Below are 16,790 nucleotides of genomic sequence, written 5' to 3'. Positions count from 1 at the left end.
GTCAAAACCATCATTATCATTCATGAGGAGGATGTTATGAAAAGGCTTGTTGTGCGTACTTGCGTTGCGGCATGTACAGCCATGCTGCTCGCTGTTTCCCCCGTAGTACAGGCCAAGGGACTTAGCGGTGATCTGGAGATTTTTTCCTGGTGGGCTGGCGATGAGGGTCCTGCTCTGCAGGCGTTGATCGATAAGTACAACGAGGAAAACCCAGGTGTAAAAGTCATCAACGCGACTGTTACCGGTGGCTCTGGTGTGAACGCCAAGGCGGTATTGAAAACCCGAATGCTTGGTGGCGAGCCGCCAGACAGCTTTCAGGTACACGCAGGTCAGGAGCTTATCGGCACCTGGGTTGAGGCTGATCGCATGGAGGACCTTACCCCTCTGTTTAAAGAGCAGGGTTGGATGGATGTTTTTCCTGAAGGCCTGATCAAGAATATCGGAACCAAAGATGGTATCTGGTCGGTTCCGGTAAATATCCATCGTTCCAACGTTATCTGGTATTCTCCAGAGAAACTGCAGGAGTGGGGCGTTCAGCCACCTGCTACCTGGGATGAGTTCTTTGCTGTAGCTCCTGAACTTCAGGAGAAAGGTATCGTTCCTCTGGCATTGGCCCAGAACTGGACCGCCAACCATCTCTGGGAGTCTGTTGCGCTTGCTTCCATGGGACCGGAAAAATGGGATGCTCTCTGGGCTGGTGAGCTTGCATTTGACAGCGCCGAGGGTGTAGCTGCCTGGGAACTGTTCGGTAAAGTTCTTGAGTATACCAACAAGGATGCCTCTTCTCTCAGCTGGCAGCAGGCCACCGATATGGTTGTGGACGGCCGCGCGGCCTTTAACGTCATGGGCGACTGGGCTGCCGGTTACATGAGTACCACCAAAAAACTTGTTCCTGGCAGCGGTTTCGGTTGGGCTGCTTCTCCTGGTACCACCGGTGAGTTCATGTTCCTCGCTGACTCTTTCGGTCTGCCGAAAGGTGTGAAGAATCGTGATAACGCTATGGCCTGGCTGGCAATCCTCGGCAGCCGTGAGGGCAGTGATGCCTTTAACCCGCTGAAGGGCTCCATCTCTGCCCGTAAAGACAGTGAGCTCGGTCTCTACAACAACTACGGCAAGTCCGCAGCTGTTGATTTCAGCAAAAACATAATTGTTGGTTCCCTGGCCCACGGCGTTACCGCTAATGAGGGCTTCATGAACGATTTTGCTTCAGTTATGGAGATGTTTCTTAAGAGCCGCAATGCAGAAACAGCAGCAAAAGCAGCGCAGCAGATTGCGGTGAAGAACGGCATCAGCAAATAAGACAATTTTCGTAGAACTATTAGACCGAAGCTCAATTCAAGCAACGTCATCTCATTCAATATTTCGGTAGTAAACATAGACAACTATGGCTTACTACCGAAAATTGTATCCATGACGCTGCCTGAACTGATGAGAAATTCGGGTTCGTTGTGTTTTATCGTCCGGCCCGGCATGCCCGGGTCGGATTATCTGGAGTGGACATGCGTAACCAAGACAGGGTCAAGGCTTTCCTGACACTTCTGCCGTCGATCGTTTTGATAGCGATCTTTGTTTATGGCTTTATCGGCAACACCTTCTGGCTGTCGATGACAGACTGGGGCGGGGTGGGAGCACTGGCCGAGAATCCGGTGAAAAATATTATCGGATTCGGTAATTATGTGGAGCTCTTTACTGGTTTCTTAGGCGGCGGTTTCCGTCAGGATCTGGTTAATGCGGTATTTTATTCGGTGATGCTGCTGGCGGGAGCCATAGGTATAGGGCTGATACTTGCCATGCTTCTCGATAACAAGCCGAAAGGGGAGGCGTTTTTCCGTACCGTCTTCCTCTACCCGATGTCTCTCTCCTTCATCGTAACCGGTACCATCTGGCGCTGGATGCTGGCACCCCAGGGTGGTGTCAATATTTTGCCTACCTATGCCGGGTTTGAGCCATTGCAATATTCCTGGCTTTCCAGTTCAACCACGGTTCTTACCTTTGATTGGCAGAACCTGTTACAGGTGGCCATTTACCTTGTCGCAGCTGTTCTGATAATCTGGGGATTTTTAACGATTCGTTCCAGCCAGCGTCGGGCTCTGTGGCTTTTGGTACCGGGTGTTGTGGCCGGGGCTGGAGCCTGGATCTGGGGTGATTTGTTGCCAAAAACGCTCTTTATGGAGGAGATGCACGGTTTCAATACCGCCACCATCGGTATCATCATGGCCACTATCTGGCAGTATTCCGGTTATACCATGGCCCTCTATCTGGCCGGATTCACCGGCATCTCGCAGGATTTGCGCGATGCGGCAATGCTCGATGGAGCGACTACGGCCGGATACTATCGTCATATCGCCTTACCTCTGGTAAAACCCATTACTATCAGCGCTGTAATTATCCTGTCTCATATCTCACTGAAGATGTTTGATCTGATATTTGCCATGACCGGTCCGGACAACGCAGAGACCGGGCACCCGGCGCTCAACATGTATTTGACAACCTTCCGTGCCAACGATTTTGCCAAGGGTGCTGCCATCGCTATTATTCTGTTTCTTATCGCGGCAACTTTTATTATTCCGTACATGGTCAGCAGTTATAAGCAGAGGAGAACGAGATAATGATGCGAAAAGTTTCTCTCTCCACTATTGCTCTTTATGGTGTGCTGATTCTACTGGCCATCGGTTATTTGCTTCCCGCGTATCTTGCGGTGGTGACAGCTCTGAAATTTCCGGCTGACATCAGCCTGCCAACGTCCTGGGAATTGCCGCCGGAGGTAAACTACGCCAGTTTTCCGGAAGCATTGGCACTGCTGAAAAATAACATTATCAACTCAGTCATTCTGGTGATCTCCGCTACAGCGCTCTCGACCCTGCTCGGCTCCCTGAATGGTTATGTGTTCTCGAAGTGGAAATTTCCGGGCAGTGAGGTGGTTTTTACCCTTTTCCTGTTCGGGATGTTTATTCCCTATCAGGTTATCCTGATTCCTCTTTTTCAGACGCTACGCGCCATGAATCTGTATGGCGGATTGCCGGGGTTGATTCTGGCCCATGTGGTCTATGGTCTTCCCATTACCACCCTTATCTTCAGGAACTTTTACGCCCAGATTCCAAACTCACTGATGGAGTCCGCCTCCCTTGACGGGGCCGGATTTTTCTCGATTTACACCAAGATTATTCTGCCGCTGTCAATACCGGGCTTTGTGGTCACCTCTCTCTGGCAGTTCACCCAGGTCTGGAACGAATTTCTCTGGGGGATCACTCTTACCAGGCATGCTGACAACCCGATTACTGTCGGTCTAGCACAACTTGCCGGTGGCCAGGCAGTGAGCTGGAACCTGCCCATGGCCGGTTCTATTCTGGCAGCGTTACCTGTGTTGCTGATCTACATAGTGTTGGGCAGGTATTTTATTCGTGGTTTACTTGCTGGGTCGGTAAAGGAATAATGCCTTTCTGCAAGCGATTCTAATTTCTATTAGAACCAACTGTTGCGATATATCAAGTTATTACTCAGTTGGTTCCATAGAAGAGATCCTGCGCATGGGTAGCTATTCCCAGATGTGACAATTTTCCTGAATACGCCATCTGTTGGGTAGAAAAAGGTTGTCTCTGCCTGACAAAAAAGATACGCTGTCGTGAAGTGGTTGGAAGAGCCACACGGCAATTCACCTGGAACAAATTCGCCACCTCATAGACAAAAAGGCTACATTTGCAGGACTCTGTTCAAACATTAACTTGGGAGCCTGTCATTGAACAACTCGGACAATGTTGTTGACCTGAAAAAGATTAGATCGGACGATTCCCAATCACCACTTCGCTGGTACTCGCTGGTAGTGACCGGGAGTGCCTCGTTTTGGCACTTACTGCGATATGAACTGATTATGTTTTTCTGCTCGGGAATGTTTGGTGCGGTGGGCATAGCTCTCAGACGATTCCTTTACAGGTTTTTACTGAGAGACATGGGGAAAAACGTTACCATTGGCCGGAATGTATGTATAAGAGGAGGAAATCGCATATCAGTTGGTAATAATGTGATGATTGATGACGAATGTGTTATCGATGCCCGTGGGAATGAGGCGGAAATTGTTATTGATGATGACGTATTGATTTCCGGGGCGACAGTTATTCGGGCAAGGAATGGTGTTATTAGAATTGGGAGAGGTTGCTCACTTGGCAGAAACTGTATTTTGGGTTCAGAAAAAAAACTGATTGTCGGCGACGAGGTGCTCTTTGGGGCTTTCAGTTATGTGGTTGCTGCAGGTTTTCATAGGTTTGATAATCCAGCGCTCAGCATAATAGCCCAAGGACACAGGGCGAACCAAGGGGTGGAAATTGGCAAAGGCTCCTGGCTGGGAACCAGAACGACAGTCTTTGATGGCTGTAATGTTGGTTCTGGCGCAGTGGTGGGGGCACATGCCTTGGTTACCAAGGATATACCTGCAATGGCTATCGCCTATGGTTGCCCTGCCAAGGTGACAGGTGCGCGACCAGGGAAAACAGAAGATGATTCGGGGGAAGCTGGAAAATAGCCTCCGGTGCTTCGAAACATTCACTGGAGAAGTAGTTGCAATTGAATTTCTCCAGTGTGCATTGTGCTGATGTTGTAGTCAGGTGGTTATTGGACAACGTTTTTCAATGAGAGCGATATACGCTTTCTTTCCTTGTCCACCTCAAGCACTTTGACCTTTAATTGTTGTCTGGCTTTGACCACATCTGCCGGATCTTTCACATAACGGTCAGCAAGTTGGCTGATGTGGATCAGACCATCCTGATGAACGCCTATATCGGCAAAGGCCCCGAATTTGGTAACATTGGTAATAATTGCGGGCAGCACCATTCCAGGTTCCAGATCGTCGACAGTATTGATGCCTTCCGCGAAACTGAAGCTGATGAAGGCCTGACGCGGATCGCGGCCCGGTCGCGCCAATTCGGCGATGATGTCCTTCAAGGTCGGCAGGCCGATCGTTTCGGTGAGATAATTTTCAAGTTTGATGTTCTTTCGAAGATTTTCCGAGCGCATCAACTGGGCAACATCCGTTCCCGCATCTTTTGCCATCTGAGTGACAATAGGATATCGTTCAGGATGGACAGCGCTTCTATCAAGAGGGTTCTTACTCGCTGCAACTCTTACAAAACCGGCACATTGTTCAAAGGCCTTGGGACCGAGCCGGGGAACTTTAAGGAGCTGTTTACGAGTGGTAAAGGGGCCGTTTTGCGTACGGTACTCAACGATGTTGGTTGCAATCATTGGCCCTACGCCCGATACGTATGTTAAAAGCTCTGCACTGGCACTGTTTACCTCTACGCCAACACTGTTCACGCAATATTCCACAACGTCATCAAGGCCTTGCTTCAGCGCTTTCTGGTCGACATCGTGCTGGTACTGGCCAACACCAATTGCCTTAGGGTCTATTTTAACCAGTTCAGCCAGAGGATCCTGCAGACGCCGGCCTATGGAAATGGCACCACGGACAGTGAGATCCAGATCAGGAAATTCTTTACGTGCAGTCTCTGAAGCAGAATAGACTGAAGCACCATCTTCATTGACCATGGTAATAATGATATCATCAGGAAGGCTGAGCCCTCTGATAAACTCTTCCGTTTCACGACCAGCGGTGCCACTGCCAACTCCGATGGCCTCGATCTGATGTTTCTTTACCAGTCGAAGAACGGTTTCAGCTGCAGCTGCTTGCTGTTTTGCGGACTGAGTCGGGAAAATGGTGGTTGATTCAAGTAAAGATCCCTGGCCATCAAGACAGACCAGTTTCGCTCCGGTACGAAAACCCGGGTCCAATGCCAGTACCCGTTTTTGCCCAAGAGGAGAAGCAAGGAGCAATTCTTTTATGTTACCGGCAAAAACATCAATTGCCTCAAGGTCGGCCTGCTCCTTGAGGGTCTTGCGCAATTCGTTTTCGAGCGATGGCGCAAGAAGTCTGTTGTATCCATCTTCGATTGCCAGGCGGACCTGGTCGGCTCGGCCTGTTTTCTTGGTAATATGGAAAGGGTAGAGTGCTGCAATACCATCTCCTGCCGGTGGTCGTAGTGAGAGTGTGAGCAATTTTTCATTTTCACCGCGCAACATTGCCAAAAGCCTGTGGCCTGCAATTTTTTTCACCGGTTCCTGCCAATCCAGGTAGTCGCGGTACTTTCCTGCTTTTTCCCGTTTCTTTTCAACCACCTTCGAGATAATGACTGCTTTTTCGGCAAACAATCTCCGCAGTGCCTGCCGTGATTGCTGGTGCTCACTGATTCGTTCTGCGATGATGTCACGGGCACCGGCAAGAGCGCTTTCCTCGCTCATCTCCTGCTCAAGAGAGCGTAAAAATCTTTCTAGCGAAAAGGGGACCTGTGCTTTGCTGTACAAGCTCTCAGCGAGAGGCTCGAGCCCGGCTTCTCTGGCAATGGTTGCCCGTGTTCTTCTCTTTGGCCGATACGGCAGATAGAGATCTTCCAGAACGGATAACGATTGAGCCTTGGTAATGGCATCCTTGAGCTCTGATGTAAGTGCTCCCTGGCTTTTAATCGTTGCGAGAATAGTTTCTCTGCGCTTGGTGATTTCCTGAAAAAGATGTAGCTTGTCCCTGATCCGGGTTATCTCGACTTCATCCAGGGAGCCTGTGGCTTCTTTTCTGTACCGGGCTATAAAGGGGACCGTACAACCATCTTCGAGCAGGGATATGACGCCCTGCACGTTTTGCGGAATTAATTGAAGGCTGGTGCTGATCGTTTTAACGCAGGTGGTTGTTTCCATAATCTTATTGAATATAACGTATGGTAGTTGAAGAGTTTATTGTAAAAATAGCGACTTCCCGAAACTCATTGAATAATTACAGGACAGCTGATAACTATTATTATAGTTATCAGCTGTTATATCAGAATGTTATATCTTAGAGTAAGGTCAATAAGTTCCAAGCTAAAGCATCACAATAGTAGTGTTGAGGTAATTTTGTAATACAGGAATATTCCATGGATGAAAAGCGAAAGATAGTTGAGATTGTCAAAGTACGAGCTGTGCTGAAAGCTCTGACGCCGGAAGCGATCGAAGCCATACCTCAGCCCCAGCGGGTTAATGATATGGTGATTATAAGAAAAATCCCTTTTCGTATAGGCCGGGAGTCCAGAGTACGAATGGTCGATGGACGAATTGTGCGGGTCGAACGACCAAAACTTGGAGGACGGGAACCCAATAACGATCTCTACCTGTTAGACGGAGGGGAATTACTCAACATCTCCAGGGAGCATCTGCAACTGGAAAAACATCCTGATGGCTATAAGCTCACTGACCGTGGCAGTGCCTGTGGCGTTCGCATCGGCGAGAGGGCAGTTGGCGGCTGTGATGATGGGGGAGAGATGGAGCTGGTGGACGGTGACGTTTTTGTGATGGGAACCACTCAGTCACCGTACCGCTATCAATTTATTGTTCTGGATGAATAGCTTCCGCTATCTGCAAAGCCTGCCTGGTGGCCTCGACATTATGTACTCTGATAATGTCGACCCTGCTTTGAACAGCGAGGGCTGATACCACTGCGGTACTGAGATCACGCTGTTCAGCTTCCATGCCGGTGAGCAGGCCGAGAAAACTCTTTCTGGAGTGGCCAAGAAGTACCTGCTGGCCGAGGTTGCGGAACCTGTCCAGATGTCTGATTATTGCCAGATTATGAGATAGAGTCTTGCCAAAACCGATACCCGGGTCAACAATAATCCGATTTCTGTCAACGTTATTTGCGACCATCCACTCAATACGTTTTTCAAAAAATGTCATGATATCTGAAATGATATCATGATATTCAGGTCTATCCTGCATGTCGGCGGGGGTACCCTGCATATGCATGATGACAACTGGTGCATCTGTCTCCTGAACAACTTCGATCATTTCAGGATCATGATTCAGCGCACTGATATCGTTGATGATGTCGGCTCCGGCAGCGAGTGCCTGTCTGGCTACCTCTGCTTTGGTGGTGTCAATGGAGATAGGAGTGGAGTGCAGTTCACGAACTGCCTTGATTACTGGGATGGTGCGGGCAAGTTCATCCTGCAGGGATACAGGTTCTGCATATGGGCGGGTTGATTCCCCGCCCACATCCAGAATGTCTGCTCCTGCTTCAATTAACTCTGTGGCGTGGTGTACTGCCTTGTCAATCGAATCAAAACTGCCGCCGTCGGAAAAGGAATCAGGGGTTACGTTCAGTATCCCCATGATTCTGGTTCGTATGGTTCGCATTCAGGAAATCCTTGATAACCGTAGAGAGCTTACTGCGATAGCAAAGTTATGCAGCGTCGTTACGGGAGAACGGATTCTTTGGGTCTTCCGTATCGGTACCGGTTTGGGCAGAAGATTCAGAGCCAGGTGCTTCTGATGCTTCTTCGGCGGAGGACTCGGTAGCACTCTCAGTAGCTGCGGTTTCCGATTGAACCGGTTGCTCAGGGGTTGCCTGGGCTGCGGCTTGGGCAGCAGCTGCAGCTGCGGATTTCTTGGTGGCGTTTTCAGCCATGCGCTTTTCGACGTCAGGGAACTGGCCAGGACGAAGCTCGTTGATCATCCTGTCGATATCTTCGAGCACGATAGTCTCTTTTTCCAGTAACAATTCAGTCATCTTGTTGAGAATATCACGGTTATCCGTCAGTAACTGGGTGACTTTATCGACAGCAGTACTGATGATACCTTTGACAGCTGTATCAATCTGGCGAGCAGTATCATCACTGAAGTCACGGTGTTGTGCAATCTCACGGCCAAGGAAAATCTGCTCCTCTTTTTTACCGTAGGTAAGCGGACCGAGTTCATCGCTCATGCCCCATTCACAAACCATTTTACGGGCCAGGGCGCTTGCTCGCTCAAGGTCGTTGCCGGCACCGGTGGTTATCTCGTCAAAAACGATCTTTTCGGCTATACGGCCACCAAAGAGGATGCAAATTGAATTCTCGAGAAACGACTTGGAATGGGTATATTTCTCATCTATTGGCAGCTGCATGGTGAGACCAAGCGCACGGCCGCGTGGGATGATAGTAACCTTGTGAACCGGGTCGGTTCCGGGCAGCAGCCAGGCAACAAGTGCATGACCCGCCTCGTGGTAGGCTGTAACCTCTTTTTCCTTGTCGGTAATGATCATGGATCGACGCTCTGCACCCATCAGGATCTTATCCTTGGCCTTCTCAAGCAAGGTCAGATCGATCTGAGCAGCACCACTGCGCGCTGCCATCAGGGCTGCTTCGTTGATGAGGTTCTCGAGATCGGCACCAGAAAAACCTGGGGTACCTCGTGCGACAATTTCCAGATCGATTCCCGGGGCCATCTTGGTCTTGGCGGCGTAAATTTCAAGAATTTTCTTACGGCCTCCAACATCAGGCACCGGTACCACTACCTGGCGGTCAAAACGACCGGGGCGAAGCAGGGCAGGATCAAGAACGTCAGGACGGTTGGTTGCGGCAACGATGATAACACCTTCGTTGGACTCGAAACCATCCATTTCGACCAGCAACTGGTTCAGTGTCTGCTCACGTTCGTCATGACCACCACCAAGACCTGCACCACGGTGACGACCTACTGCATCGATCTCGTCTATGAAGATGATACATGGTGCGTTTTTCTTGCCCTGGGTGAACAGATCACGAACACGGGAAGCACCTACACCAACGAACATCTCAACAAAGTCGGAACCGGAAATGGTGAAAAATGGTACGTCCGCTTCACCCGCAATTGCTTTGGCAAGGAGAGTCTTACCGGTACCTGGAGGGCCGGCAAGCAACACACCTTTAGGGATACGACCACCAAGATTGGTAAATTTCTGCGGATCTTTAAGAAAATCAACGATCTCTTCAAGTTCTTCCTTGGCTTCGTCAATACCAGCTACATCGTCGAAGGTTACCTTGTTCTGGCCCTGCTCCATAAGTTTGGCACGGGTCTTACCAAAGGAAAGCGCGCCTCCCTTGCCACCGCCCTGCATCTGACGCATGAAGAAAATCCAGACACCAATCAGCAGCAGCATCGGAAACCAGGAGACAAAGATGGTCATAAACCATGAGTCCTTCTGAACTTCCTTGACGCTTATGTCAACACCCGCCTGTCGAAGCATCGGGATGAGATCCCGGTCAGCAACGGGGTAAATGGTCTGAAAGGCCTTGCCGTCCTGGGTAGTACCGCTGATCACATCGCCATTGATGACAACGCGGGTAATAGCTTTTTTATCTACGCTATTGATAAACTCACTATAAGTAATGGACGGTGAGGTTGTTTGCGGACTGTTGAAAAGGTTGAAGAGCAGGATCATGGTGAGACCAATCACCAACCACATGCTTAAATTTTTATAAAAAGTATTCAAAGAGTCCTCCGGTGGCTCCTTTTATTATGGGGTTTTATCGGTAACTTTCCAGAATGATATGTTATTCAAACTGGTCAGCCCCTCTCATATCGCACTGGTAACAGTAAAGCATTATCAGGGTATGTCGAGGGGCCGTAATCATTTTTTTTCAGTATACCACTAGGTAAAGTATTGTACAGGCTGAACTCCTATTTCATGTGTACGTACTTCACGTATTGCTCGAACCACTGCCCGGGCACCGGTAATAGTAGTGGAGTATGGCACGTGGTAATTAAGGGCGGAGCGCCTGATTGTATAGGCATCTTCGGTCGTCCGCCTGCCAAGGGAAGTGTTGATGATCAGCACGATTTCCTTGTCGCGTACCTTATCGAGAATGTGGGGTCTTCCCTGGGAAATTTTATTGACCAGCTCGCAGGACACACCGTTATCCTGAAGATAATTGCCGGTACCGTCTGTGGCTACAATGGAGAAACCAAGCGCTTCAAGGTTTTTTGCAACCGGCAGGATCGCAGCTTTGTCACCATCCCGCACACTGATGAATACAGCGCCGGAGAGCGGTAAGGTGGAACCGGCTGCCAGATGTGCTTTGGCAATGGCAAGACCGAGTTTCTCATCGATTCCCATCACTTCGCCAGTAGACTTCATCTCAGGTCCAAGCAGGGTATCTACATTTTCAAAACGGTCGAATGGGAAAACGGCTTCCTTCACCGCCCAGTGGTCGATCTCAACTTCTTTTGTGATACCGAGATCATCGAGACTCATTCCCATCATTACCTTGGTAGCCAGCTTTGCCAGTGGTAAGCCGGTTGCCTTGGAGACAAAGGGTACGGTTCTGGAGGCACGCGGATTTACCTCAAGAATGAAGAGAGTTTCATCCTTTACGGCAAACTGCACGTTCATCAGGCCCACCACACCAAGCTCCTGGGCCATAGCCCGGCTGGCATCCTTGATCTGGTCTACGATGTCTTTGCCGAGAGTGTATGGAGGCAATACGCAGGATGAGTCACCGGAGTGAATACCTGCTTCTTCGACGTGCTCCATAATGCCGCCGATGATGGTTCTGGTACCGTCGCAGAGTGCGTCCACATCTACTTCGATGGCGTCTTTTAAGAATTTATCAATCAGGACCGGGTGCTCGAGCTTGGAGCCGCCAACCGCTTTCATGAATTTTCTGATACCATCATCATTGTAGACGATGCGCATGTCTCGACCACCGAGAACATAAGACGGGCGAACCACGACCGGATAGCCGATACGTCTTGCGGCCTCAAGTGCCTCTTCGAGTGTATGAACTGTATCGTTTTCGGGTTGACGCAGGTTGAGTTTCTGCAGAAACTGCTGGAACCGCTTTCGGTCTTCGGCGCGGTCGATGGCGTCCGGCTGAGTGCCAATGATTGGTACTCCTGCCTTGGCAAGGGGTACAGCCAGGTTCAATGGAGTCTGACCACCAAACTGGACGATGATGCCGTCCGGCTTCTCCTGCTCAATGATGTTAAGTACATCCTCGTGGGTCAGCGGCTCAAAATAGAGCTTGTCGGAGGTGTCGTAGTCGGTGGAAACGGTCTCGGGGTTGGAGTTGATCATGATCGACTCTACCCCAATCTCTTCCAGGGCAAAGGCGGCGTGCACGCAGCAGTAATCAAATTCGATACCCTGGCCGATCCTGTTGGGACCGCCGCCGAGAATGACAATCTTCTTGCCTTTGGTCTCGACTGCTTCGTTCTCCATCTCGTAGGTGGAGTAGTAGTATGGGGTGTACGACTCAAACTCGGCAGCACAGGTGTCGACGAGTTTGTATACCGGGGTCACCTCATGTGACTTGCGCAGTTTGCGGATATCGTCATCGGAAGTGCCGGTAAGATGTGCCAGCTGAATATCGGAGAATCCCTGCTCTTTACAGGTTTTAAGGAATCCTTTATCGAGGCCCTGAAAACCGCGTTTGACGATTTCGCGCTCGGTGTCGACGATCTGCTTGAGGTTATGCAGAAACCATGGGTCGATGGCACTCAACTTGTAGATTGCCTCAATCGGCATCTCACGACGTAGAGCCTCATACAGATGCGGCATTCTCTTGGAGTTCGGCACCCGCAAGTTGGTTTCCAGATCTTCGATCTCGAGCTCGGAAAGATCGATTTTACCATCGGCGGAGAAGCCGAAACGACCTATCTCCAGGGAGCGCATACCTTTCTGGAAAGCTTCCTTGAAGGTACGGCCAATAGCCATAGTCTCACCAACAGACTTCATGGCGGTGGTGAGTACGTCCTCCGCTTCCGGGAATTTCTCGAAGGTCCAGCGGGGAATTTTGACTACGCAGTAATCAATGGTTGGCTCAAATGCGGCGTAGGTTTCACGGGTGATGTCGTTTTGGATCTCATCCAGGGTGTAGCCTACGGCAAGCTTAGCGGCGATCTTGGCGATCGGGAAACCGGTAGCCTTGGAGGCGAGCGCGGAGCTTCTTGAAACCCTTGGATTCATCTCAATAATGACCAATTCTCCATCTTCCGGGTTTACGGCAAACTGCACGTTGGAGCCACCTGTTTCAACACCGATCTCGCGGATAATGGCGATAGCCGCATCGCGCATCTCCTGATATTCACGGTCGCTCAGGGTCTGGGCCGGGGCGACAGTGATGGAGTCACCGGTGTGTACACCCATGGCGTCCATGTTCTCGATTGAACAGATGATCACAACGTTGTCCTTTCTGTCTCGCATTACTTCGAGTTCGTACTCTTTCCAGCCAAGAAGGCTTTTTTCGAGCATGATCTCGGTGGTCATGGAGAGGTCGAGGCCGGAGGTGCAGAGTTCTTCAAGCTCCTGGCGGTTGTAGGCAACACCACCGCCTGTGCCGCCAAGGGTGAAGCTTGGACGAACGATGACCGGAAAACCGATATCATCGGCTGCAGCCATTGCATCTTCCAGGGTACGGACGATAGCGGACTGCGGAACGTTGAGGCCGATAGCGTGCATGGCAGCCCTGAATTCCTCCCGACCTTCAGCTTTTTTGATAACGTCTATGTTGGCGGCCAGCAACTCGACGTTGTACTTCTCGAGGATGCCGGTCTCAGCAATTTTTATCGCGGTATTGAGCGCGGTCTGGCCACCGAGGGTCGGTAGAAGTGCGTCTGGACGTTCTTTCTCAATAACCTTAATGACGAACTCCGGGGTGATAGGCTCAATGTACGTGGCGTCGGCCAGTTCCGGGTCGGTCATGATGGTTGCCGGGTTGGAGTTGATCAGGACAACTTCGTAACCTTCCTCTTTCAGGGCTTTGACTGCCTGGGCACCGGAGTAATCAAACTCACAGGCCTGGCTGATGATAATTGGGCCGGAGCCGATGATGAGGATTTTCTTGATATCTGTTCTTTTCGGCATGATCTCGTTCTCTATATGCTAAAATAATTGCGTGTGCTTCGCGTACCGGTTTTCGAGGGTCCTATTTGTTGTCCCGCATCATGTCGACGAAACGGTCAAAGAGATAAAGAGAATCGTGTGGACCTGGGGCATGTTCCGGATGGTACTGAACTGAAAACGCAGGGTGCTTCCTATGGCGCATACCCTCGCAGCTGTTGTCGTTGAGATTGATATGGGTAAGTTCAACCTCATCTGAATTGAGGCTGTCCATATCAACACAGAAGCCATGATTCTGGGCAGTAATTTCAACATGGCCGGTGGTCAGGTCTTTTACGGGCTGGTTACCGCCACGATGTCCGAATTTGAGCTTGAAGGTTGAACCTCCGTAGGCCAGGCTGAGCATCTGGTGGCCGAGGCAGATTCCGAAGATCGGTTTCTTGCCGAGCAGTGTTCTCAAGGTATCTACAACTCCTTCAACGCCTTCCGGGTCACCGGGGCCGTTGGAAAGGAAGATGCCGTCAGGGGCCATATCGAGCACGGTCTGGGCGTCGGTGGTAGCCGGCACAACCTGAAGCTTGCAGCCTCGCTCCGTCAGTTCTCTGAGCTGGTTGTATTTGAGGCCGAAATCGAAAGCTACAACTTTAAAAGGGTCGTCGCTGGTGGTGCAGTCAGCGGTTTCAAAGTTCGTACCTGGTACAGGTTTGTTATCAGCCCAGCCATATGGCTCGGTACAACTCACACGCTTAACCATGTCCTGGCCAACGAGGCCGGACCATTCACCGGCTCGACGAATCAGTGATTCCGGGTCTAGATCTTCAGTGGATACGATGCACTTCATGGCACCGACAGTACGGATGTGCTTCACCAGGGCGCGGGTATCAAATCCATGTACACCAAGTACATCGTGCTCTTTAAGGAAATCTGCGAGTGTTGCGGTGGATCGGAAGTTAGATGGAACCGGATTATACTCTTTCATCAGAAAGGCTTTAGGGTGAACCTTAGATGATTCCATATCTTCAGGGTTGACACCGTAGTTGCCGATGAGGGGGTAGGTCATGGTGACCAGCTGGCCGGTATAGGAGGGATCAGTAAGAACTTCCTGATAGCCGCTCATAGAGGTGTTGAAGACAATCTCACCGATGGCTTCGCCAGCGCCGGTGAAGGATTGTCCCTCAAAGATTGTCCCGTCTTCCAGGGCGATGAGTACTTTCATTCTATAGTATCCTTTTTTTTCTGTACCTGTGCCGATGTGATAGTACCTTAAGGCATCTGCAGGATGAGTGAAGATGTGCTTGACAAATTAGCGCATTTGCTGCGGATCTGACACATTACCTGCGGTGCAGGCGTGGTTGTGCGGGTGGCTGGCAGCATGGGTGCATACTCACAGTACCCGATGCAGGTCTCAGGGCGCGTAGAAAAACTGTAATGTATAACCCGTTATGACAGATTTAGTCAAGAGTAAAGGCCGGAGCGTGTCATCGTCCAGCGATGCAATTACCATGGTCTATGCGGAAAATGGTAGCTAAACGCATATCTCGTCGGGTGCTTCACATTATTCATGCAAAGAGTTCAACAGACCAAATTAAGTTTAAGTTCAATTTGGGAGAAGGGAAATGGAAAAAACGCTTGCAGGAAAAGTGGCAATTGTAACGGGCAGTTCACGTGGCATAGGCAGGCAGATAGCATTGAAACTGGGCCGGATGGGCGCCAACGTCAGTGTTAATTATGCACAGAGCAAAGGACAGGCTGAAGATGTTGTGCAGGAACTCGCCCAAGAGGGCGTGCAGGGTGTGGCCATACAGGCGGATATGAAGAAAGTGTCGCAGATCAGAGAACTCTTTCAATCTTCTGTCAAAGAATTCGGCAGGTTGGATATACTGATTAATAACGCCGGGATGTTGCTGAATACACCAGTTATCGAAATGGATGAGGAAAGCTATGATGAATTGATGGATCTGAACCTGAAGAGTGTCTTTTTCGCCTGTCAGGAAGCTGCAAAAACCATGGCGGATGGTGGTCGTATAATAAACATCACATCCACCGTGACAAAAATGCTGCTTCCGACCTACGGTGCATATGCAGCAAGCAAGGGCGCAGTTGATCAGCTGACCCGGGTGCTGGCAAAGGAACTGGGGAACAGGCAGATCACAGTCAATTCTCTCTCCCCCGGGCCGGTCGATACCGAGCTGTTTCGGAAAGGCAAGAGCGAAGAGCAGATTGTTCAGATGGCAGCAATGTCAGCCCTTGGCAGAATCGGGACCCCAGGTGACATCGCGGACGCGGTGTCTCTCTTGGTCAGGGAGGAGGCTGGCTGGATATCAGGACAGCAGATATGCGCCAACGGCGGCATGGCCTAAAATTTTGCGGGCTGAAATGTCCGTGTGCCGCGTTATAGAAGGCTCGCGGTATGAAAGATACAGCTTCGCCCTCTATGCCTTGCCCACGAACATTTCAGCCCGCAAAATTCCCACAGCAGAAATGAGTTGGTATGGCGATTTTAGCCTTGTATTACAGTCTGCTTTGGTGACTCTGTTTTGTCTGTGAATCTTTCAGCTTCACAAAACCAAACAAGCTCGTGTGCGGCGTTATAGAAGGCTCGCGGTATGAAAGATACAGCTTCGCCCTCTATGCCTTGTCCACGAACGTTTCAGCTCCGCAAAATTCCCACAGCAGAAATGAGTTGGTATGGCGATTTTAGCCTTGTATTACAGTCTGCTTTAATGACTCTGTTTTGTCTGTGAATCTTTCAGCTTCACAAAACCAAACAAGCTCGCGAGCGGCGTTATGGAAGGTTCGCGGTATGAAAGATACAGCTTCCCCCTCTATGCCTTGTCCACGTACATTTCAGCTCCCCCAAAATTCCCACAGCAGAAATGAGCTGAGCGGCGTAGAACTGTAGTTTGGAAGTTGGAAGTTGGACGTTGGACGTAACTGCGGGTAGGTGGAAGGCCGGTTGTAAAATGATCGGCCTTTCGCTATTGAGTTAAATGTTTGACAAGGTGAAAGAAATAGTTCCAAGGGCGTTATTTTCTTGACACTAAACCCGCATTACCTCACCCTTATACGTCCCACGTCCCACGTCCCACGTCCCACGTCCCACGTCCCACGTCCCACGTCCCACGTCCCACGTCCCACG

11 protein-coding genes are annotated in these 16,790 nt (G+C 50.3%); 6 read left to right on the top strand and 5 right to left on the bottom strand.

What is annotated here, in order from left to right:
* The first annotated feature begins 81 nt into the window (after window positions 1–81).
* The 4 genes from ACN5NT_RS19600 to ACN5NT_RS19585 all read left to right on the top strand — a co-directional run bounded on the left by ACN5NT_RS19600 (window position 82) and on the right by ACN5NT_RS19585 (window position 4,516).
* Window positions 82–1,299: an ABC transporter substrate-binding protein gene (locus ACN5NT_RS19600; protein WP_419176687.1), complete on the top strand. Its 1,218-nt coding sequence runs from the start codon at window positions 82–84 to the stop codon at window positions 1,297–1,299.
* Window positions 1,300–1,499: 200 nt separating this feature from the next.
* Entirely contained in the window at window positions 1,500–2,609 is a 1,110-nt protein-coding gene (locus ACN5NT_RS19595) for a carbohydrate ABC transporter permease (protein ID WP_136796810.1), read from the top strand.
* Window positions 2,609–3,433, top strand: coding sequence for a carbohydrate ABC transporter permease (locus ACN5NT_RS19590; RefSeq protein ID WP_419176585.1), 825 nt, complete (start codon window positions 2,609–2,611; stop codon window positions 3,431–3,433). Before ACN5NT_RS19595 ends, ACN5NT_RS19590 begins: the two co-directional genes overlap by 1 nt.
* Window positions 3,434–3,736: 303 nt before the next feature.
* Window positions 3,737–4,516 (top strand): acyltransferase, encoded by a 780-nt coding sequence (locus ACN5NT_RS19585; protein ID WP_419176584.1) that lies wholly within the window; start codon window positions 3,737–3,739, stop codon window positions 4,514–4,516.
* A gap of 86 nt (window positions 4,517–4,602) precedes the next feature.
* Here the strand turns inward: ACN5NT_RS19585 and ACN5NT_RS19580 are convergent, their stop codons facing one another.
* Window positions 4,603–6,738, bottom strand: a complete 2,136-nt coding sequence (locus tag ACN5NT_RS19580) for a Tex family protein (RefSeq protein ID WP_419176583.1) — start codon at window positions 6,736–6,738, stop codon at window positions 4,603–4,605.
* 215 nt (window positions 6,739–6,953) lie between these two features.
* Between ACN5NT_RS19580 and ACN5NT_RS19575 the strand changes: the two genes are divergently transcribed.
* Complete coding sequence (locus ACN5NT_RS19575; RefSeq protein ID WP_419176582.1) at window positions 6,954–7,421, top strand: FHA domain-containing protein; 468 nt, start codon at window positions 6,954–6,956, stop codon at window positions 7,419–7,421.
* Here the strand turns inward: ACN5NT_RS19575 and folP are convergent.
* From folP to carA, 4 genes are all read right to left on the bottom strand, one after another.
* Entirely contained in the window at window positions 7,402–8,208 is an 807-nt protein-coding gene (gene folP / locus ACN5NT_RS19570; protein ID WP_419176581.1) for a dihydropteroate synthase, read from the bottom strand. The two genes, ACN5NT_RS19575 and folP, sit on opposite strands and share 20 nt — an antisense overlap.
* A gap of 46 nt (window positions 8,209–8,254) precedes the next feature.
* Window positions 8,255–10,303, bottom strand: a complete 2,049-nt coding sequence (gene ftsH / locus ACN5NT_RS19565) for an ATP-dependent zinc metalloprotease FtsH (protein WP_419176580.1) — start codon at window positions 10,301–10,303, stop codon at window positions 8,255–8,257.
* A 159-nt stretch (window positions 10,304–10,462) separates the two neighbouring features.
* Window positions 10,463–13,675 carry a carbamoyl-phosphate synthase large subunit gene (gene carB / locus ACN5NT_RS19560; protein ID WP_419176579.1) on the bottom strand — a complete coding sequence of 1,071 codons (3,213 nt, stop codon included), beginning with the start codon at window positions 13,673–13,675 and terminating at the stop codon, window positions 10,463–10,465.
* A 61-nt stretch (window positions 13,676–13,736) separates the two neighbouring features.
* The gene (carA, locus tag ACN5NT_RS19555) at window positions 13,737–14,867 is read right to left on the bottom strand and encodes a glutamine-hydrolyzing carbamoyl-phosphate synthase small subunit (protein WP_419176578.1); all 1,131 of its coding nucleotides are present in this window, start codon (window positions 14,865–14,867) and stop codon (window positions 13,737–13,739) included.
* A gap of 400 nt (window positions 14,868–15,267) precedes the next feature.
* On the opposite strand from carA, the gene ACN5NT_RS19550 reads away from it, so the two are divergent.
* Window positions 15,268–16,011, top strand: coding sequence for an SDR family oxidoreductase (locus ACN5NT_RS19550; protein ID WP_419176577.1), 744 nt, complete (start codon window positions 15,268–15,270; stop codon window positions 16,009–16,011).
* Window positions 16,012–16,790: the final 779 nt, after the last annotated feature.

The sequence above is a fragment of the Desulfosediminicola sp. genome (genome assembly GCF_048381775.1).
Classification (GTDB): domain Bacteria; phylum Desulfobacterota; class Desulfobulbia; order Desulfobulbales; family Desulfocapsaceae; genus Desulfopila; species Desulfopila ganghwensis.
This window is presented reverse-complemented; position numbering and strand designations above follow the sequence as displayed.